Source organism: Pseudomonas sp. P105 (genome assembly GCF_032614175.1).
Lineage (GTDB): Bacteria > Pseudomonadota > Gammaproteobacteria > Pseudomonadales > Pseudomonadaceae > Aquipseudomonas > Aquipseudomonas rhizophila.
This window is the reverse complement of the sequence record NZ_CP126693.1, coordinates 2,325,094-2,343,195: the sequence shown is the minus strand read 5'-3', so window position 1 is coordinate 2,343,195 and position 18,102 is coordinate 2,325,094. Positions and strand designations below refer to the sequence as shown.

Sequence of the window (18,102 nt, the reverse complement as noted above, 5' to 3'; positions counted from 1 at the left end):
GCCCATCCTGTTGATGGGCGGCCACTGGAGAGTAGTTATGCCTTTCGTCAGCGTCCGCATTACCCGCGACGGCATCACTTCCGAGCAGAAAGCTCAGGTGATTGCCGAAATCACAGAAACACTGGAGCGCGTCCTTAACAAACGCCCTGACCTGACCCATATCGTGATTGAAGAAGTCGACACCGATAACTGGGGTTACGCAGGCATCACCACCACCCAATACCGAAAGCAACTAGTTGAAGCGGAGGTTAAGTCATGACTTCCACCGTCAGCATCGATTTCGTCTCTGACGTGGTCTGTCCTTGGTGCGCACTGGGCGCAACGGCACTGGAGCAAGCGATCAAAAACGTGGCAGGTGAAGTGTCGGTGAAACTGACCTACAAGCCTTTCGAGTTAAACCCGGACATGCCGGCCGAAGGCGAGGACGCGGTCCAGCACATGATACGTAAATACGGACGCAGTGCTGAGGAAGTCACAGCGAGAAACCAGATGGTGATTGCCCGCGGTCAGGCCATTGGATTCCGGTTCGATCTGGAGAAGCGTAGCCACTTCTACAACACCTTCGATGCTCACCGATTGTTGTACTGGGCGTTGCAGGAGGGGCGGCAGATCGAGCTCAAGAAGGTCCTGTTTGCTGCTTATTTCACCGACGGTCAGAACCCAAGCGATCGTCAGACGCTGGTGCGTCTAGCCGCTAACGCGGGGTTGAATTCGGCCCGTGCACTTGAGGTATTGGCGTCAGAAGTGTTTGCCAAGGAGGTGCTTGAGCTTGAAAAGTTTTACCGCCAGCGCGGCATCACTTCGGTTCCGGCCATGATCCTCGACGGTCGTCAGCTGGTGTCCGGCGCGCAATCGATCGAGGACTACGAAAAAATTCTGAGACACATGGCGCAGGCACCCGCCCAAGCCTGATTAGTCCCTTTCAACCCATATATCTAGTAGAGGTCCATCATGGGCAATTCGAAAAAAGTCATTGTTATTACTGGCGCATCTCAAGGTCTCGGCGCGGGTATAGCTAAGGCCTTCCGTGATCTCGATTATCGGGTGGTTGCCACCTCGCGCTCAATCAAACCCTCCACCGACCCTGACATCCTCACCGTGGCGGGCGACATCAGCGACCCGGCTGTTGCTCAACAAGTCATCAGTGAAACGATTGCACGTTTTGGCCGCATCGACACTCTGGTCAATAATGCCGGTATATTCATTGCCAAACCGTTCACCTCTTATAGCGCTGAAGACTACGCCAATGTGCTGGCGGTGAATCTGAACGGCTTCTTCTATATCAGCCAACTCGCGATCACCGAGATGGAGAAACAAGGCAAAGGGCACATCGTCAACATCACCACCAGCTTGGTCGATCATGCCATCGACGGTGTACCGTCGGTCCTGGCTTCGCTGACCAAAGGTGGGCTGAACGCGGCGACCAAATCCCTGGCCATCGAATACGCCAAGCGCGGCATCCGGGTGAACGCGGTCTCCCCAGGCATCATCAAAACACCGATGCACGGCGAAGAAACCCACGACGCACTTGGAAGTTTGCACCCGATCGGACACATGGGCGAGATCAGCGACATTGCGCAGGCGGTAGTGTATCTAGAGAGCGCCAACTTTGTTACGGGTGAAATCCTCCACGTCGATGGCGGTCAGAGCGCGGGGCACTGAAGACTGACCTATTCGCACCGCCGTCGATCAATACCGACGGCGTTTTCCTCAGAGAGCGCACCATGAACACCCACGTTCACAAGATTATTCTGATCACCGGGGTGAGTTCAGGCTTCGGCCTGGCCTTTTCTCAAGCAGTGCTAGCAGCGGGACATACTGTGGTTGGTACGGTACGGCGTGAGTCCGAGCGTACTGCGTTCGAAGCGCTAGACACCGATCGCGCCAAGGCCGTCGTGCTCGACGTCACCGATTACCAGGCGATAGAGCCGCTGGTGGCTGAGATCCTAGGAAATGTGGGCCGGATAGACGTGTTGGTGAACAACGCGGGTTATGGCCATGAGGGAATTCTTGAGGAGTCACCGCTAACGGAGATGCAACGCCAGTTCGCCACCAACGTGTTCGGCGCGGTGGCAATGATCAAGGCGGTTCTGCCAGGTATGCGTGAGCGGCGCAACGGACATATTGTCAACATCACCTCCATGGCCGGTTTTATCACCTTACCGGGCATCGCCTACTACAGCGGTAGCAAATTCGCCCTTGAAGGCATCAGCGAAGCACTGGCCAAAGAAGTGGAACACTTGGGTATCCATGTGACTGCCATGGCCCCAGGCTCGTTTCGTACCGAATGGGCGGGGCGCTCGATGATCCGTTCAGTTCGCACCTTGAGTGACTACGACTCTGTGTTCGATCCGCTTCGCAAGACGCGTGAAGAGAAAAGTGGCAAACAGACGGGCGATCCGCACAAGGCGGCGCAGGCCTTATTGGCTCTGGTGGCTGCTGAGAAGCCTCCCATTCATCTATTGCTCGGTCAGGATGCGTTGAGACTGGTGCGCGAAAAAATCGCGCGTCTTCAAACGGAAATAGCCGCCTGGGAGCGTCTTTCAGAATCAACTGACTTTGACTGACAATTCGGTGCGGGTGCCTTGTTCGACGATGCGTCCATCGTCCATGACGATGAGCATGTCCATCGCCGCAATCGTGGACAGCCGATGGGCGATGGCGATCAGGGTCTTGCCATTTCATCGAGGCTTTCCTGGATGGCTACTTCGACCTCTGAACCCCACGCACTGGTGGCCTCGTCAAGCAGCAGGATCGGGGCTACTTCATGCAGAACGAGCCCATGGTCCAACAAGCGATTCAGAACCTCTCGTTCTACCCGATGCCAATCGGTTCGGCGGGAGTGTCGATGATTGATGCACGCGACATCGCTGACGTCGCCGTGGCGGAGTTATTGCGACCTGACAGGCTCCAGACCCTCATCGGCCACCCGCTACGCACCTATGAAGACTTCGTGCGCGAGGCCGTTGCCGGGGTTTAAGCGGCTACGGCAAAAAAGGGGGTGGATTAGCCAATTGCCCCCTGGCGCGGCGAACTCCTCAGTAAAGTGTGCTCGCAATGCGCCCTGACAGGGCCTTGTCGTAAGCGTCGCCATCTACTTTCGAGGGGCAGATACGTTTGAATACCTCGCCTGCCGTGGGCAGTGCGCTGCGTTCGATCTGCCGCGTCACATCCCACAGCCCCGCCCTGATCACAGCCCTGCTGCACTGGAAATAAACGCTGGCTACGGTGATCTCCAGCACCGTTCGAGGAAGCTGCCCATTTACCGCGAACCGAGCCAGCAGTGCTGGCTCGACCGATATCCTGGCTGTGCCGTTCACGCGCAAGGTTTCCCCTATGCCAGGCACGAGAAAGAGCAGCGCAACCCGGGGGTCCTCAACGATGTTGCGCAGCGAATCGATGCGGTTGTTGCCGCGGCGGTCGGGTAAATACAGGGTCTTGCTGTCGTGGACATGAACGAACCCGGTCGCGTCGCCCCTCGGTGAGGCATCCAGCCCTCCGGGGCCTGAGGAAGCGAGGATCACAAAGGAGGCAGCCTCTATGAAGGGCTGGTAAACCGGATGGATATGATCGACTTCCTTGAGGATCGAGGGCGCCGCGACGGGGCCGTAAAGGCTTTCCAGCGCTTGTGTGGTCGTGATGTAGGCGCTGCTGTCGTTGTCGCGTTCCATGCTCATCTCCTTTGTAGATGTCTAAAAATCACATTCAGTTGATCGCTTCCAGCTCACCCGTTCTGACCAAGTGAGCAGCGGTAGGTTTGGCCAGGAGCAGGTTTGCTGGATTATTCATCGCTCGGTTATGCCCTGGGTTTAGAGCTTGCAATCGGAACGGCAGCTTTTACCGGCTCTAGATTTAACGCAAACACACTCACCAACACGATAACCGCCCCAACCACCACCATCACTGACGGGCGCTCGGCCAGCACCAAAGAAGCCATCAACATCGCGGTGGGCGGTATCAGGTAAAGCGCCATGGAGGCGCGGCTTACATTGCTATGCGCCAGCACGTAAGCCCATGCGAGGTACGCCAGCGCGCTGGGAAAAATACCCAATATCAGCACCGCCAGATTCACCGAAACAGAAGCGTGTTGTGCGTCAATTAGCAGTCCCGGCGCGAAAATAAATAGCAGGACTGTGCCCGACCAGACGGTGTAGCAAACCATGGTCAATCCATCGTATCGATAGGCATGACGTTTCTGGAGAGAGAAATACAGACTCCAGGACAGCGCCGCCAGCAGGATCAATAGTCCATGGGCGTTCATATCACCCAAGCCACGATCCCCCGTGACGACCACGGCAGCGCCAAACAAGCCGCACACTACGCACCCCCACTGCCAACCACTGACTCTGTCCTTGTAGAAAAAATGTGCGAGTAAAGCGCTGAACAAAGGCGTGGACTGGGCGAGCACACTGGCGGCCCCGGCACTGACACCACGCTGACCGTAATTGAGCGCAATGTGGTGCAAGCTCACAGCGAAGAAACCCAGCACCGCCAGCAATGGCAGGTCCCTGAGACGCGGCCGGGAAATACCCTTGACCATCGCGACCAGGGCCATGAACACCGAAGCGATGAGAAACCGCATCAGCGCCAAGTGACCCGGCTCGTAAGCCTGCAAGCCGATGCGAATGCCAATCGGAGAATAGGCCCAGCAAAAAATCACGAACGTCGTCGCGAGGATAATTCTCGCACCGGGTTTGCTGGAGGAACCGTCGAACGACACACAACGCGTTTCCATTTAGAAGTCCCTGCCCCATTGAGCGTCTGCCGATTTGCCTCGAAGTATCGAAACCACCCCACATCAGCACAAGTGACTTAAACTCAACCCACCATTCACTTTGGGTGAGCTATGGAACTGTCCCAACTGCGCATGCTCAAGACGGTCTGCGACACCGGCAGCATCGCCCGTGCTGCCGAAGTGCTGCACTGTGTGCCGTCCAACATCACTGCGCGCCTCAAGTCCCTGGAGCGGGAGCTCGGCACGCCGTTGTTCTTCCGCGAAGGTCGCGGACTGCGAGTCAGCCCGGCGGGTGAAGTGTTTGTGGGGTACGCGACAAAAATACTGAACCTGACAGAAGAGGCCCACCGCGCAATAGCCCCTGACAGCGCGCCGAGCGGCCCGTTGCGCATTGGCGCGATCGAGTCCAGCGCCACGGGGCGTCTGCCCCAGTTGCTGGCCAAATACCACGCGCAGTACCCGCAAGTATCCCTGGAACTGAGCACGGGCACCTGGGCTCAGCTGCTGGACGATGTCCAGCATCACCGGCTCGATGGCGTGATCGTAGCGGTGGACATGGAGCGACCTGGACTCAAACGAGCCGTGATGTACCGCGAAGACCTGGTGCTCATCGCCTCCGAGTCTCACGGTCCACTGCGCAGTGCGGCAGATTTGCGAGGCAAAGCGATCTTCATGTGGCCCACGGGCTGTCCGTACCGCTTGGCGCTGGAGCAATGGCTGCTACGCCATGAGCAAACGCAGCCGATCATCAGCATCTCCAGCTACGGCGCCATCGTCGGCTGCGTCAGTGCAGGTGCAGGTGTCTCGCTGGTGCCCCGTGGGATCTATGAGCAATACCGCCAGGGGGCTGGTTGGACGGGGTATGAATTCCCTGAGCTGGCGGGGATCGATAACCTTTTTTATTGGCATGAAAACACCGGTCGGCATCCTGCCAGGGAGGCGTTTTTGGGGATGCTGCAAACGGAGTTCGAAGGCTAGCTGCACCGCCCTTCCATTGTGGCGAGGGGATTTAGCGAAACGTCGTACCGCACCGCTGGGCGGCGAAGCAGCCCCAAGAATATTGTAGGTGATCGACTGGTAAACCGAGATGTAAGCTTTAGTCGCATGTAAGCCCAAACCGAACGATGACAGGGAGTCTATTTTGGAATTAGCACCACGATTCGCCCTCCATGAAACCACCCATTGGATCGTCAACCACCACTTGGCATCCGCCCTGCCCGGCTACCTCATGCTCGGTTCCAAGGTTCACGTAAACTCATTGGCACAATTGCCGGACGCGGCGCTCGCAGAGCTGGGTGGTCTGATGGCAAACATCCAGCGCACTCTCGAAACACACCTGAACCCAAAATGGCTTTATATCAGCCGATTCGGCCACGATCCCCGCTACCCCATCCACTTCCATTTCATCCCGGTTTACGACTGGGTCGAGGAACTGTTTTGGAAAGATGCGCGGTACAGGCTTCTGGAGACCTTTGGGACACTAGAGAACGCCCAGACGTTGACCGATGGCGCAGAGCTAACGTTATTCATTTGGCGTGAATTCGGCGAAAGCCCTACACCTCCGGCAATCCAAGGGCCTTCGATCAGCCAGGTAATTGAACGGTTGCGGGAGGCGTTCAAGACTCGGCCGACACCAAACCTTCCTCCAGCGCAATGGCCATGATGTCTGTTGCTGATACGTTGACCCAGGTTGAAACATCAACCTCGCCCCGCGACGCAAGCCAGCGTCCGGCCATTTGATAACCCAACGAGTAACCGAGCCATTTGGGCTTGTCGCCGAAACCAAAGAACCACTCGTTGTGATCGTAATACCTTGATTCGAGAGCCTGGAGTCCGACCGGTGAGTTTGAAAGATCAGCCAACGCTATGGCACGTTCCCAAGGCTCCGGATCGCTACCGAGCAAATGCCGAACAAATTGACCGGCAAGCCCTTCGCTGACCAGAGCCTCGCCCAAAGTCCAACCATAGCCAGGACCACCCATGCGCAGGCAATGATGAACCTCATGAATAACATGTCGACGCAACGCGCCGGTGCATAGGCTGGAAAGGAAATTGGGATTATCGGGATCAAGGGTCATGGAAAACATGGAACTGCGATACGCCCGCCCTACCAGACCCATTTCCGGAATGGTTTCGCCCGGTAGCCTCTGAATCAGAACATCGAGCCTCGGCGGGGGCATCAGGCGAGCAACGGCCTCGTACGCGGCATCAAATTCGTCAGTCAACTCGCGGCGAAACTCGGCCAGGCTCCCAGAGGCTTCCAGCCAGTGCAGCGTCCATTTCTCCATAACCCTCTCCTTTAATCACAGTACTGGCTCGATAGATCCATGCCGCTCGCGACAGTAAATTTCCCTAGGGCAGCTGTCCAGTGTCGACAGATTCGATCGCCCCTCTGTCTGTAGGCCCTCTCTGGCAAAAAACTATCGCGAAAGCTCTCGGAACCCGGAGCCTTGTCCGTCGAGCGCGGGGAAACCTATAGTCATTCCGTCGCCCAGAATGGCGATCAGGTTTGGCGACCTGTGAATCGGATCAGCCCTTTAACCTGATCGGAGCAATCCCATGCAAAGATACATCCCCATTACCGGCATCGACTGCACGCCTGCCTCTCTACTCATCGATACTCAAGCCCCGCTGGACGTCTTGCACGCAACCGCTGATTACCGCATCCGTGTGGTGACTCAAGTACTGGAAAACATCGCGTTCCGATCCGAGATCGCCAGCGAAACAGTGGTGCTTTCGGACTTGGCGCAACTTCTGGTAATTCCGTTGCGTGATGGGTGTGATTTGCTGGAAGTGATTGGTCGACGGCTTCAGTCGCAGGTTGAACATTGACAGAGTTTCGGGCGCTTAAAGCGCCCGTTTCTGCTTAGCTGGCCGATGAGTTCTGCACGGACTTCCCCCGTGGCATGCATTCGACCATACCTGCCATTTACATCGGATTTGACCACCTATGATTGGCAGAGAATGGCTATGTGCAGACGTTGGTCAAGGTCTGCATTCGGCCGATTCTGTTGAAAAAGTCGGATTTTCAAATGGCCTGAACTCAGGCGCGACCACCACCGGAGAACCTACTCACCACATAGAGTGGTTTTTCGGCCCTTCGTTGACCTTTGCTGCTCTGCTATTGGGTTAATTTGAGGTTTCTTGCTTGGTGCAGGCGCAACTATCCCGTGACTGGTGGCCCTTGAGATGAAAATTTGGCCAGCCGTCGCAGGTTCTGCACCGCAGCGGCCAGCGTGAACTCATCCGTCGCGCCACTCATGCCACGTAGCCGCAGGCGATCCAATTTCAGGATGCGCTTGAGGTGGGCAAACAACATTTCGACCTTTTTACGTTCGTGGCGAGATCGCTGATATGCCGGCGTTGCGGCAATGCGCCGAGCCACATCGCGAGCGGCTTCATGGACGCTGCGAGCGATCTTGCGAATCGAAGTGTTCGGGCAACACTTGGCTTTCATCGGACATGTCGCGCAGTCGGTCTGTCTGGATCGGAAGATGATGGTGTTGGCTTTGGTGACGTGCGAACGCTCGTTCTTGAAGGCTCGCCATTCGCTGCGTAATACGTTGCCGGCTGGGCAGCGGTATTCCTCAGCCTCTTCATTCCAGTGGAAATCGTTACTCGAAAAGCTGTCGTTCTTGCGCTCGGCTTTGTCCCACACCGGCACATGCGGTTCGATGTCTTTTTCCTCCACCATCCAGGCCAGCATCGGCGCTGTGCCGTAAGCGGTGTCGCCAATGAGGCGCTCCGGCTTGATGTCGAACTGCGCCTCGACCCGATTGATCATCGTCTTGGTGCTCTCGACTTCTGCGGTTCGATGAGCCGGTGTGGGCTCGACATCCACGATGACACCGTGCTCGGTATCGATCAGATAATTCGTGGAGTAAGCGTAGAACGCTGGGCCGCCTGGAGCAGCGGTCCAGCGGGCTTGAGGATCCGTCAGCGACAGGCGCTTCGGTAGCGTTTCGGCCAAAGCCTCTTCATCGAGGGCTTCAAGGTACTCACGCACGGCGCGGGTGCTCAGGGCCGGATCGCTCCAGTTGACTGGCTCATCACCCGGTACGCCCCGCTGCCGACTCGCATCCGCTTTGATGATGCTGGCGTCCACGGCAAAGCCTTCGCCTTTAACCAGGCCTGCGTCCATGCAGCGACGCAGCACTTCATTGAACAACCAGCGAAACAGATCACTGTCCCGAAAACGGCCGTGTCTATTTTTGGAAAAGGTCGAGTGGTTGGGGACTTCATCTTCAAGGCTTAACCGGCAGAACCAGCGATACGCCAGGTTCAAATGGGCCTCTTCGCACAGCCGGCGCTCTGAGCGAATGCCGTAGCAATAGCCCACGATCAGCATACGAATCATCAGTTCTGGATCAATCGACGGACGCCCAATCGGGCTGTAGAAATCGGCGAGGTAATGGCGCAGGTCGCTCAGATCGAGACATTGATCAATGCTGCGCAGAAGGTGATTGGCGGGGATGTGATCTTCAAGGTTGAACGAGTAAAACAGTCGCTCCTGCCCACTCGATAACTGTCCCATCATCCTCTGTGATCCCCCGCCGGCCAATGAAGCAATTTTGCCGCAGGTCAAACAGGGGGAGCTACTGGGAGTGTCAGATTTTTTGTGTGCGGGCCGGTAACGGCCTGCCGTTAGGCAGACCTTCATTTACCACGTCGGCCTGATGAACCGATCCCCGTACAGGATCGCGAACTGATTCATCGCACTTTTCCAATCATGGGCCGCACTGCCCCAGTTTGCTGTGATATTGCGCAAGCCCAGCCAGATCAGCTTCGTGGCAGCATCATCGGTTGGAAAGTGTCCCCTCGTTTTGATGATCTTTCGCAGTTGAGCGTTGATGCTCTCGATTGCGTTGGTCGTGTAAATCACTTTCCGGATGGCGGGTGGGAAGACAAAAAACGGGATAACTCGATCCCAGGCGCGTCGCCAGGCAGCCACGACGGTCGGGTACTGCTTGCCCCACGGCCCGGTTTCGAATGAGTCCAGAGCCACTTCGGCGGCCTCGGCGTTGATCGCTTGATAGATCGGCTTGAGAGCCTTGGCCAGCTCCCGACGTTTGTCCCAGGCTGCATAGTCGAGGCTGTTGCGGATCAGATGCACGATGCAGGTTTGCAACGTCGTCTCAGGAAACACCGCGCTCAGGGCTTCTGGCATGCCTTTGAGGCCATCGGTCACGGCAATCAACACGTCTTCGACGCCGCGTGTCTTGAGGTCATTGAAGACCTTCATCCAGAACTTGGCGCCTTCCGTTGTCTCGATCCAGATGCCCAAGATATCGCGGGTTCCGTCCGGTAGTACGCCCAAGGCCAAGTAGATTGCCTTATTGCGGACCAGACCTTCTTCCCTGATTTTGACCCGCAGCGCGTCGAAGAAGATGACCGGGTACATCGGCTCAAGCGGTCGTTGCTGCCAAGCGCCGATCTCTTCCATCACCGCGTCGGTGACTGAGCTGATGAAGTCGTGCGAGACATCCGTACCGTACTGTTCCAAGAGAAATGCGCGAATCTCGCGAACCGTCATGCCCCGAGCGTACATGGCGATGATCTTGTCATCGAAACCGGTAAAGCGCCGCTCATGCTTGGGAATCAGAATCGGCGCAAAGCTGCCATCGCGATCTCGGGGAATCTCCAGACGAAGCGGACCGTCGTCTGTCAAAACGGTCTTGCCACTTTTACCGTTGCGCTGGTTATTAGACTCCTCAGGGCGCTCCGCGCCCTGAGGATAGCCAAGATGGTGGCCCAGCTCTGCGCCCAGGGCTCGCTCGATAAGCGCCTTCTTGAAGGCCATCGACGCATCCTGAATCGCCTCGGCAGTCATTGGGCCTTTGACGAACTGATCAATCAGCTCCTTCGGGATCGAAGGAAGCTCGGTTTTGGCCTCCAAGGCCGTCTTCTTTTTGGTTGGCATACATGCACCTCTTCAGCATGTTATGCCCGAACACAAAATTTCTGACAGTCCCGAGCTACTTTTTCAACAGAATCGGCCGAAAACAGACGAAGCCCCCCCACCGATCTACTCCACAACCCCATTAAAAACAACAGTCCCATCCCCCTCCTTCTTAACCGTCAACCTATTCCCCTCCACCACAACCTCAACCAACTCAGAACACCCAGCCACCTCCCGCTTCCCATCAACACGCTCGACCTTGGCATCAAAACTAAAAACATAAGTAGACGCCGGGCAAGCATTCCCACCCTCCCCCGTGGAAACAACCACCACATACCGGCTCGGCCCAAACGTATAAGCCTTTTCAATCGCCACATACCCGGTGTACTCAGCCTCCTCGACAATTGCCTCCATGACATTCACCACCCCAGCGCGCGTTTGATAATTCAGCGCGGTCCCCGTCCCTTGGGTCTGGGTCGTGAAAGGCCCGGCACGCTCGGCGGTGACGGGCAAGGTTTCATAGGCAACACCGGGGGGCGCTGGGGGCGCGATTTGAGTCGTGACGGTGGGTTTTGCAACGAGGTTTTGTTGGGGTTCAGGAAGATCGCATAGGCCGTTTTTGCAAATGAAATCCCCTTGGCAATCGATATCTTCCGAGCACTGGTTGGTTTCTTCGAAGGTGCTCTGGTTGGCTTTGGCGTAGCCGACGACGGCCAGTGCAAGGAGGGTGCAGACGAACAGACGCTTCATCGGTGAAGTCCTTTTCTTGGATGGTGATCAGATGATAACTGCAAACCTTCCGGGTTTGTCTCTGGTCACTTTCGATTTTGCAGTGTCGGGTGGTCCAACTTTGCTTTGAATACTAGCCTTGCAAACGTGCGCACAAGGAAGTCGAGAAAACCATGACTAACCGCGATCAACTCCATCGAGATGGTTACGCTCTGCTCCGTCAAGCGATCCCAACCGAATGGCTGGAAGACCTGCGTGCCGCGTTCGATGCTGGTGTGAGGCCGTCGGACCAATGGCCCGTGCCGCGTGGCATGGACTGGCGTCATTCGCTGTTGGACGATGATGCGAAGGTTCAGGCTGTGTGTCGTCTGCCCCAGGTGCTGGCGGTCGCGGGGGAGTTGATCGAGGAGCGGTTCTTTCTGTCGCAGGTGGAGGGGCGCGAGCCTCTTGCCGGTGGCGGCCATCAACCGCTGCACCGCGACTTGTCGGCCCAACGGCCAGGCGACATTGCCATGGCCCTGGCTTTTTTTGACGACTATGGCCCTGAGAACGGTGCGACGCGTATCGTGCCTGGCAGCCATCGGCCCGAGCCGGGAGCGCCGCCATTCGATTTCACCAACGAATCACGCTCCGTACAGCTTTCAGGTTGCGCCGGTGACATCCTGGTGTTCGATGTGGACTTGGTGCATGCGGGCAGCCTGAACTCGGTGGGTTCGCACCGTCGTTCGATTTTGATCAGTTATTTTTCGGAGCAGTTGTACGCTTCACACTTGGAAACCGTGGGGCTGCGTAATGTTCGTATGGCCACGAGTGAGCGGTTCGAGCCTTTGGATTTTGGCTTCGGTCTACGCTCGCCTAGGTAAAGATGCAATCATTTGCGCATGACACACCGCCAGAATTTCATCGGCCAGCGCCGAGTCGTCAGGACAGGCGCGCGATAGCATGATCGCGCCGACCGCGTGCGCCAGCAGGTCGATCATTTTCCCCCTCGCCTCACCCGGCACCGCATCCGGCCCGGTCGGGTATTTTTCGCCGAGAGTTTGCAACATGCGCTCGATGCCTTCAGCGAATGCCGCCTTCAAATCGTCCGACTGACGTGCCGCGTCACCGCACAACGCTGCCATGGTGCAACCCGTGGCGCGCCCGTCGCGATGGTCCCGTGACACATACACATCAATGAAGTCCTTCACGCTCAATGCGTCGACGCCGATCAGTGACTGCTCAAGACTCTTCGCCGAGGCTTCGGCCATCAAGTCAGCCTTCGAACCGAAATGTTTGTAGAAACCGCCATGGGTGAAGCCGGCGGCGGCCATCAGGTCGGCCACGCCGACCCCGTCAAAACCGCGCTCGCGAAATACGACTGAGGCTGTTTCGACGATGTGCTCCCGATTTGCCTGGGCCTGGGCCTTGGTCACGCGCATGTTTCGATACCTCGTTACCGCTGGAAATTCATCGACTGATCATACATTGATGTTGATCATAATCAAAACCGTTGACAGTTTAGATTTCGATCATCATCATAATTTCCAACGATCTGACCAGCTACCAACGGACACGGAACAACCTCCCATGAGCGACCTGAATCTGTTTACCGCCTATTCCTTGGCCCAGGCACTGGCTGATCGAGCCTGATTTTTTCTCGTGCATCAATCCCAATCCATGTTTCTCACAAAGAGCTGACATCATGACTACTCGCCCTACCGTTCTCATCACTGGCGCTTCCACCGGCATTGGCGCGGTTTACGCTGAGCGTTTCGCCCAACGCGGACATGATCTGGTGTTGGTCGCCCGCGATCACTCGCGCCTGGAAACGCTCGCCGCGAAGTTGCGTGGCGAGCACAACGTCGCCGTTGAAGTGCTGCAGGCCGACCTGACTCAACTCACTGACCTGCACAGCGTCGAAGCGCGCCTGCGGGATGATGCGCGCATCGGCATCCTCGTCAATAATGCCGGCGCCGCACAGTCCGGCACCTTCATCGAGCAAAGCACCGACAGCGTGGCACAACTGGTGGCCCTCAACACCACCGCGCTGGTGCGTCTCGCCAGCGCCATCGCGCCACGCTTGGCCAAAGCAGGTGAAGGCGCGATCATCAACATCGGCTCGGTGGTGGGTCTGGCGCCTGAGTTCGGCATGACGGTCTATGGAGCGACCAAGGCGTTCGTGCTGTTCCTGTCCCAAGGCTTGAGCCTGGAACTGTCGCCTCAGGGTGTCTATGTGCAAGCCGTACTGCCCGCCGCCACCCGCACGGAGATTTGGGATCGCGCCGGTATCGACATCAACACTTTGAGCGAAATCATGGAAGTGGGTGATCTGGTCGATGCCGCACTGGTGGGCTTCGACCGTCGCGAACCGGTGACCATTCCTCCGCTGCATGAAGGCGAGCGCTGGGATGCCCTGCAAACCGCGCGTCAGGGTCTTTTGTCGCAGATCAGGCAGTCCGCTGTGGCGCAGCGCTATTTGACTCAAGACTGACCCATGCCGACAGGTCGGCCTCGCCCCACTCTCATTCCCCCGACAAGAGCAGCTGCAACATGAAGGCATTTTTTATCGACCGCTACGGCAAGCAGAACGGAATGATTGGCGAAGTGCCCGACCCTGCGGTCGGTGTGCATGACGTTCTGGTTCAGGTGCATGCAACCAGCGTGAACCCGTTGGACTCGAAGATCAGAACGGGGGAATTCAAACTGATCCTGCCCTATACATTTCCATTGGTATTGGGCAATGACCTGGCCGGAGTGGTTGTTAGCACGGGTTCGGCGGTGAAGCGATTCAAGCCAGGCGACGAAGTCTATGCACGTCCTCCAGAGGCACGGATCGGGACGTTTGCTGAACTGATCGCCGTGGACGAAAACGCGCTCGCGCTGAAACCCTCCAATCTCGACATGGCCGAAGCGGCTGCCATCCCCTTGGCGGGTTTGACGGCCTGGCAGGCGCTGGTTGAGACCGCCCAGCTGAAAAAAGGCCAGAAGGTGTTGATTCATGCTGGATCAGGCGGAGTCGGCACGTTTGCTATCCAGCTCGCCAAACACCTTGGCGCCTTCGTTGCGACCACCACCAGTACGGCGAATGTTCAATGGGTGAAAGCACTCGGGGCGGATGTGGTCATCGATTACAAACAGCAGGATTTTGCAAAGGAGTTGCGCGATTTCGACGTGGTGCTGAACAGCCTCGGCGCCGATGTACTGGAGAAATCGATCAAGGTGCTCAAACCTGGCGGACAGCTCATTTCCCTTTCAGGGCCGCCGACCGCGCAATTTGCTCAAGAGCAAGGCCTGTCCTGGGTGCTGGGGCAAGTCATGCGCCTGCTGAGCAGCGGTATTCGCAGAAAAGCCCGCAGACATGGGGTGAGCTATGCGTTTTTGTTCATGCGTGCCAACGGGATACAACTGCAGAAAATCACCTCGCTTATCGAGGCTGGGGTCATCAAACCGGTCATCGATCGCTCCTTCCCTTTTGCATCGACCGCAGAGGCGTTGCGCTACGTCGAGCAGGGCAGATCAAAAGGCAAAGTCACCATAACAATCAAATAAGCGCACGACAAAAGATGTCAGTAGATGATGTGTATACCGCCAAGTACCCGACTGCGGCGCCTGAACCAGAGGAGCCGCCAGCGCACGACAAGTCCATAGAAGAGCAGTTGCCACCGGAACCCGCGCGGGTAGAAAAGCCGATCATCTTTTGGCGTGGTTTGATGCTTGAGCAGTAATGGCTTGACGCCGCAGGCAGGCGTTAGGCCAATCACGAGACCGAAGCCAAGAACATTTAGCCGTCTTCAGCCCCCTGCCGCAGGACTTGCAGCATCTGTCCAACCACAAAGGTTTCGACCGCACCTTCACCAGCCCCCCTCTCAAAAGCGGCGCAACAAACCGATGCATCGCCATCGCAGATGCGGTAAACGGCAATGACACTGCCAGGCCCGCAGCCTGTGTGTCCGCAGAGGGAAAATCCGCCGTCAATCGCACCCTGCATCACACCCAGGCCATAGCCAGGCGTGATCCATGGGCGTCCGGGAATCGGGCCGCCCAATGCTCGTACTGCCTGCATTTCCTGGAGCAGGCCCTTGGAGAAAAGATCGGCAGAAAGGAGTCGGTCCAGCAATAGCGCTGCTTGCGAAATCGGGCCGATCAGCAAGCCATGATAGACCCAGGCGGGGTCATATTTTGAGGCGCTTCCAAGAGGGGTCGCTTGTAGGTCTGCTCGCGTTTTAGCGAAGCGAACGTTCGACAGGCCCAGGGGAGTTAGCACGCGTTGACTCACTGCTTCATCGAGCGTCAGATCTGTCAGCCGTTCAATGAGCCGGCCGATGAGCAAGTAGCCCACATTCGAGTAGCGCCAAGCGGTTCCAGGGGTGTATCGAAGTCGAGTGCCGTCAAGGCGTTGCATCATTTCATCGGCCGACCAGGCTGATTCACTGTTCGTAACGGCGGCGTGATACTCCGCAAGTTCGCCATAATCGGCGAGTCCTGCCTCATGCCGTAGCAGCTGGCGTAGCGTGAAAGGCTGATCAGCAAGGGGGTCGTCCAATCCAATCAGCCCATCACGCACCAACGATAGAGCCGTCCCAGCCAGGACAGTTTTCGTAAAACTCCACCAGGGGACCGTCAGTTCAGATGGGGCAGGCGTTTGTGGTTGACCATTTGATATGAGCGAACTGAGCATTGGCTTCCCTGGAATGTTGGGTGGATCGATGCCTCGACTAGATATCTCAGTAGCCAGTCCACAAAATGATCGTTCCAGACTATTTCCCCCTCATACCTACTCCACCGCCTCAGCCACGCCCTGATCCTCCCCCAGAAATCCGCCACTCTGGTGATGCCACAACCGCGCATAGGTGCCGTTTTTCCCGAGCAATTCGGTGTGGGTGCCTTGTTCGATGATGCGTCCATCATCCATGACGATCAGCCTGTCCATCGCCGCAATCGTGGACAATCGGTGGGCGATGGCGATCACGGTCTTGCCCTGCATCATTTCATCGAGGCTTTCCTGGATGGCGACTTCGACCTCTGAATCCAGGGCGCTGGTGGCCTCGTCAAGCAGCAGGATCGGGGCATTTTTGAGCATTACCCGGGCAATGGCGACGCGTTGACGCTGGCCGCCCGAAAGCTTGATACCCCGCTCGCCCACCAGGGTGTCGTAGCCGCTGTGGCCTTGCTTGTCGCTCAGTTGGCTGATGAACCCATCGGCTTGGGCACTGGCCGCGGCGCTGCGGATTTGCTCGTCGGTGGCATCGGGGCGTCCATAGGCGATGTTGTCGCGAATGGAGCGGTGCAGCAGCGAAGTATCCTGAGTCACCATGCCGATGGCACTGCGCAGACTGTCCTGGGTGACGTGCGCGATGTTCTGCCCGTCGATGCGAATCTCACCCTTGTCCACGTCGTAAAAGCGCAGCAGCAGGTTGATCAGCGTGGATTTACCGGCACCGGAGCGGCCCACCAACCCGATCTTTTCGCCCGGGCGAATGCTCAGGCTCAGGCCATCGAGCACCTGGCGTTCGCCGTTGTAATTGAAGCTCACATTGTCGAAAGTCACCGCGCCGCCCGTGGTGACCAGCTCGCTGGCGTCCGGGGCATCCTGCACCTTGGGGCCGCAGGCCAGGGTCGCCATGCCATCCTGCACGGTGCCGATGCTCTCGAACAGCGAGGTCATTTGCCACATGATCCAGTGCGACATGCCATTTATGCGCAACGCCATGGCAATAATCGCCGCGACCGCACCCGCGCCCACTTGACCTTGGTGCCATAGCCATAGGGCATAACCGCCTGCCCCCATGATCAACCCGACCACCAATGCCTGATTGACGATCTCGAACTGGCTGACCAGGCGCATCTGGCGAAAGCCGGTCTGCTTGAAATCCTCCATGGCAGCGCGCGCGAAGTGGGCTTCACGTTTGGAGTGGGAGAACAGCTTTACCGTGGTGATGTTGGTGTAGGCGTCTGAGATACGCCCGGTCATTGATGACCGCGCATGGGCCTGCTCCTGCCCTACTTTCTCAAGGCGGGGCACGAAGTAGCGCATGGCAAGACCGAACAACGCCACCCAGACAATGAACGGCAGCATCAGCTTCAAGTCAAAGCCGCCGGCCAGCGCGATGATCGCGATGAAGTACACCCCGATCCCCGGAGCGATCTCGATAATGGTGAATAACACCTCGCGCACCGACAGCGCCGTCTGCATCACCTTGGTGGTGACCCGGCCGGAGAACTCATCGGAGAAGAACGAAAGGCTTTGCCGCAGCATCAGCCGGTGAAAATCCCAGCGCAACCGCAACGGCAGATTGATCGCCAATATCTGGTGCTGCACCATCGTGCGCATCGCTACCAGCCCAATGCTCGTCACCAGCACCACACCGATGCCCCACAGCACGCGACTTTCCTGTCGGGCCGCATCGCCGCCTGCCTGCCAGATCGACAGCATGTCCACGACCTGCCCGAGAAAAGAAAACAGCCAGGCTTCGTAAATCGACACAGCGGCACTGAGCAGCGCGAGCGCGAGAATGTAACCGCGAGCGCCCCGCGTGCAGGCCCACAGGAACCGCGCCAGACCTTCAGGTGGCGGAGGTGCCTCGTCGGGCGGAAAAGGGTCGAGCCGTTGTTCAAATGCGTGAAGCATGGTGATCTCCAAAACCATCTGGTAAAGAGATTCTGGCATTTAAAGGTTGCTTTGAGGGGTTTGGGTGGAGGAAAGGTTGTTCGCCCGGCACAACGAGGGCTCGATCCAAGAAACACAACCCTCGGCGAC

The 18,102-nt window shown here is 57.4% G+C and carries 19 protein-coding genes and 2 pseudogenes; 11 read left to right on the top strand and 10 right to left on the bottom strand.

Annotation, left to right across the window (positions count from 1 at the left end; all coding sequences use genetic code 11):
* The first annotated feature begins 37 nt into the window (after window positions 1-37).
* The 4 genes from QOM08_RS10635 to QOM08_RS10620 all read left to right on the top strand — a co-directional run bounded on the left by QOM08_RS10635 (window position 38) and on the right by QOM08_RS10620 (window position 2,567).
* Window positions 38-259, top strand: a complete 222-nt coding sequence (locus QOM08_RS10635; protein WP_139050602.1) for a tautomerase family protein — start codon at window positions 38-40, stop codon at window positions 257-259.
* Window positions 256-912, top strand: a complete 657-nt coding sequence (locus tag QOM08_RS10630) for a DsbA family oxidoreductase (RefSeq protein WP_139050603.1) — start codon at window positions 256-258, stop codon at window positions 910-912. Before QOM08_RS10635 ends, QOM08_RS10630 begins: the two co-directional genes overlap by 4 nt.
* A 39-nt stretch (window positions 913-951) precedes the next feature.
* The gene (locus QOM08_RS10625) at window positions 952-1,662 is read left to right on the top strand and encodes an SDR family NAD(P)-dependent oxidoreductase (protein WP_139050604.1); all 711 of its coding nucleotides are present in this window, start codon (window positions 952-954) and stop codon (window positions 1,660-1,662) included.
* A 62-nt stretch (window positions 1,663-1,724) separates the two neighbouring features.
* Window positions 1,725-2,567 (top strand): oxidoreductase, encoded by an 843-nt coding sequence (locus QOM08_RS10620; RefSeq protein WP_316912939.1) that lies wholly within the window; start codon window positions 1,725-1,727, stop codon window positions 2,565-2,567.
* On the opposite strand, the pseudogene QOM08_RS10615 reads toward QOM08_RS10620, so the two are convergent.
* A pseudogene (locus QOM08_RS10615) lies at window positions 2,550-2,776 on the bottom strand (multidrug ABC transporter ATP-binding protein); the annotation flags it as partial. The gene QOM08_RS10620 and the pseudogene QOM08_RS10615 sit on opposite strands and share 18 nt — an antisense overlap.
* On the opposite strand from QOM08_RS10615, the pseudogene QOM08_RS10610 reads away from it, so the two are divergent.
* Window positions 2,762-2,980, top strand: a pseudogene (locus tag QOM08_RS10610) (NmrA/HSCARG family protein); the annotation flags it as partial. The pseudogenes QOM08_RS10615 and QOM08_RS10610 overlap by 15 nt on opposite strands.
* Before the next feature lie 58 nt (window positions 2,981-3,038).
* On the opposite strand, the gene QOM08_RS10605 reads toward QOM08_RS10610, so the two are convergent.
* Complete coding sequence (locus QOM08_RS10605) at window positions 3,039-3,671, bottom strand: pyridoxamine 5'-phosphate oxidase family protein (protein ID WP_139050606.1); 633 nt, start codon at window positions 3,669-3,671, stop codon at window positions 3,039-3,041.
* A 125-nt stretch (window positions 3,672-3,796) separates the two neighbouring features.
* Entirely contained in the window at window positions 3,797-4,735 is a 939-nt protein-coding gene (locus QOM08_RS10600; RefSeq protein ID WP_316912938.1) for a DMT family transporter, read from the bottom strand.
* A gap of 111 nt (window positions 4,736-4,846) precedes the next feature.
* Between QOM08_RS10600 and QOM08_RS10595 the strand changes: the two genes are divergently transcribed.
* Window positions 4,847-5,713, top strand: a complete 867-nt coding sequence (locus QOM08_RS10595) for a LysR substrate-binding domain-containing protein (RefSeq protein WP_310662974.1) — start codon at window positions 4,847-4,849, stop codon at window positions 5,711-5,713.
* A gap of 163 nt (window positions 5,714-5,876) precedes the next feature.
* The gene (locus QOM08_RS10590) at window positions 5,877-6,398 is read left to right on the top strand and encodes an HIT family protein (RefSeq protein WP_139050609.1); all 522 of its coding nucleotides are present in this window, start codon (window positions 5,877-5,879) and stop codon (window positions 6,396-6,398) included.
* Here the strand turns inward: QOM08_RS10590 and QOM08_RS10585 are convergent.
* A complete protein-coding gene (locus QOM08_RS10585) occupies window positions 6,352-7,023 on the bottom strand; it encodes a DUF2268 domain-containing putative Zn-dependent protease (RefSeq protein ID WP_139050610.1) in 672 nt (223 codons plus the stop codon). The two genes, QOM08_RS10590 and QOM08_RS10585, sit on opposite strands and share 47 nt — an antisense overlap.
* A 271-nt stretch (window positions 7,024-7,294) precedes the next feature.
* Here QOM08_RS10585 and QOM08_RS10580 point away from each other — a divergent pair, with 271 nt between their 5' ends.
* Window positions 7,295-7,567 carry a hypothetical protein gene (locus QOM08_RS10580; RefSeq protein WP_310662973.1) on the top strand — a complete coding sequence of 91 codons (273 nt, stop codon included), beginning with the start codon at window positions 7,295-7,297 and terminating at the stop codon, window positions 7,565-7,567.
* A 331-nt stretch (window positions 7,568-7,898) separates the two neighbouring features.
* Here QOM08_RS10580 and QOM08_RS10575 read toward each other — a convergent pair whose 3' ends face one another.
* The 3 genes from QOM08_RS10575 to QOM08_RS10565 form a co-directional block, all read right to left on the bottom strand.
* Window positions 7,899-9,272 (bottom strand): IS1182 family transposase, encoded by a 1,374-nt coding sequence (locus QOM08_RS10575; RefSeq protein WP_034115148.1) that lies wholly within the window; start codon window positions 9,270-9,272, stop codon window positions 7,899-7,901.
* Window positions 9,273-9,395: 123 nt separating this feature from the next.
* Window positions 9,396-10,655, bottom strand: coding sequence for an IS256 family transposase (locus QOM08_RS10570; RefSeq protein WP_139051243.1), 1,260 nt, complete (start codon window positions 10,653-10,655; stop codon window positions 9,396-9,398).
* Window positions 10,656-10,760: 105 nt separating this feature from the next.
* Window positions 10,761-11,384 carry a hypothetical protein gene (locus QOM08_RS10565; protein ID WP_316912937.1) on the bottom strand — a complete coding sequence of 208 codons (624 nt, stop codon included), beginning with the start codon at window positions 11,382-11,384 and terminating at the stop codon, window positions 10,761-10,763.
* A gap of 152 nt (window positions 11,385-11,536) precedes the next feature.
* Here QOM08_RS10565 and QOM08_RS10560 point away from each other — a divergent pair, with 152 nt between their 5' ends.
* Window positions 11,537-12,226: a phytanoyl-CoA dioxygenase family protein gene (locus QOM08_RS10560; RefSeq protein WP_139050615.1), complete on the top strand. Its 690-nt coding sequence runs from the start codon at window positions 11,537-11,539 to the stop codon at window positions 12,224-12,226.
* Here QOM08_RS10560 and QOM08_RS10555 read toward each other — a convergent pair.
* Window positions 12,209-12,784, bottom strand: a complete 576-nt coding sequence (locus tag QOM08_RS10555) for a TetR/AcrR family transcriptional regulator (protein ID WP_160892875.1) — start codon at window positions 12,782-12,784, stop codon at window positions 12,209-12,211. The genes QOM08_RS10560 and QOM08_RS10555 overlap by 18 nt on opposite strands.
* A gap of 263 nt (window positions 12,785-13,047) precedes the next feature.
* On the opposite strand from QOM08_RS10555, the gene QOM08_RS10550 reads away from it, so the two are divergent.
* Together QOM08_RS10550 and QOM08_RS10545 are read left to right on the top strand one after the other, a co-directional pair.
* The gene (locus tag QOM08_RS10550; RefSeq protein WP_076385372.1) at window positions 13,048-13,836 is read left to right on the top strand and encodes an SDR family NAD(P)-dependent oxidoreductase; all 789 of its coding nucleotides are present in this window, start codon (window positions 13,048-13,050) and stop codon (window positions 13,834-13,836) included.
* A gap of 59 nt (window positions 13,837-13,895) precedes the next feature.
* The gene (locus tag QOM08_RS10545) at window positions 13,896-14,894 is read left to right on the top strand and encodes an NADP-dependent oxidoreductase (protein WP_281459349.1); all 999 of its coding nucleotides are present in this window, start codon (window positions 13,896-13,898) and stop codon (window positions 14,892-14,894) included.
* Between the two features lie 232 nt (window positions 14,895-15,126).
* Here QOM08_RS10545 and QOM08_RS10540 read toward each other — a convergent pair whose 3' ends face one another.
* Together QOM08_RS10540 and QOM08_RS10535 are read right to left on the bottom strand one after the other, a co-directional pair.
* Complete coding sequence (locus tag QOM08_RS10540) at window positions 15,127-16,023, bottom strand: serine hydrolase domain-containing protein (RefSeq protein WP_281459350.1); 897 nt, start codon at window positions 16,021-16,023, stop codon at window positions 15,127-15,129.
* A gap of 96 nt (window positions 16,024-16,119) precedes the next feature.
* Window positions 16,120-17,973, bottom strand: a complete 1,854-nt coding sequence (locus tag QOM08_RS10535; protein WP_188252391.1) for an ABC transporter ATP-binding protein — start codon at window positions 17,971-17,973, stop codon at window positions 16,120-16,122.
* Between the last annotated feature and the right edge of the window lie 129 nt (window positions 17,974-18,102).

Coding starts and splice junctions, on each gene's coding strand:
- QOM08_RS10635 (WP_139050602.1), top strand. CDS start 38: ATGCCTTTCGTCAGCGTCCGCATTACCCGCGACGGCATCACTTCCGAG.
- QOM08_RS10630 (WP_139050603.1), top strand. CDS start 256: ATGACTTCCACCGTCAGCATCGATTTCGTCTCTGACGTGGTCTGTCCT.
- QOM08_RS10625 (WP_139050604.1), top strand. CDS start 952: ATGGGCAATTCGAAAAAAGTCATTGTTATTACTGGCGCATCTCAAGGT.
- QOM08_RS10620 (WP_316912939.1), top strand. CDS start 1,725: ATGAACACCCACGTTCACAAGATTATTCTGATCACCGGGGTGAGTTCA.
- QOM08_RS10605 (WP_139050606.1), bottom strand. CDS start 3,671: ATGGAACGCGACAACGACAGCAGCGCCTACATCACGACCACACAAGCG.
- QOM08_RS10600 (WP_316912938.1), bottom strand. CDS start 4,735: ATGGAAACGCGTTGTGTGTCGTTCGACGGTTCCTCCAGCAAACCCGGT.
- QOM08_RS10595 (WP_310662974.1), top strand. CDS start 4,847: ATGGAACTGTCCCAACTGCGCATGCTCAAGACGGTCTGCGACACCGGC.
- QOM08_RS10585 (WP_139050610.1), bottom strand. CDS start 7,023: ATGGAGAAATGGACGCTGCACTGGCTGGAAGCCTCTGGGAGCCTGGCC.
- QOM08_RS10580 (WP_310662973.1), top strand. CDS start 7,295: ATGCAAAGATACATCCCCATTACCGGCATCGACTGCACGCCTGCCTCT.
- QOM08_RS10575 (WP_034115148.1), bottom strand. CDS start 9,272: ATGATGGGACAGTTATCGAGTGGGCAGGAGCGACTGTTTTACTCGTTC.
- QOM08_RS10570 (WP_139051243.1), bottom strand. CDS start 10,655: ATGCCAACCAAAAAGAAGACGGCCTTGGAGGCCAAAACCGAGCTTCCT.
- QOM08_RS10565 (WP_316912937.1), bottom strand. CDS start 11,384: ATGAAGCGTCTGTTCGTCTGCACCCTCCTTGCACTGGCCGTCGTCGGC.
- QOM08_RS10560 (WP_139050615.1), top strand. CDS start 11,537: ATGACTAACCGCGATCAACTCCATCGAGATGGTTACGCTCTGCTCCGT.
- QOM08_RS10555 (WP_160892875.1), bottom strand. CDS start 12,784: ATGCGCGTGACCAAGGCCCAGGCCCAGGCAAATCGGGAGCACATCGTC.
- QOM08_RS10550 (WP_076385372.1), top strand. CDS start 13,048: ATGACTACTCGCCCTACCGTTCTCATCACTGGCGCTTCCACCGGCATT.
- QOM08_RS10545 (WP_281459349.1), top strand. CDS start 13,896: ATGAAGGCATTTTTTATCGACCGCTACGGCAAGCAGAACGGAATGATT.
- QOM08_RS10540 (WP_281459350.1), bottom strand. CDS start 16,023: ATGCTCAGTTCGCTCATATCAAATGGTCAACCACAAACGCCTGCCCCA.
- QOM08_RS10535 (WP_188252391.1), bottom strand. CDS start 17,973: ATGCTTCACGCATTTGAACAACGGCTCGACCCTTTTCCGCCCGACGAG.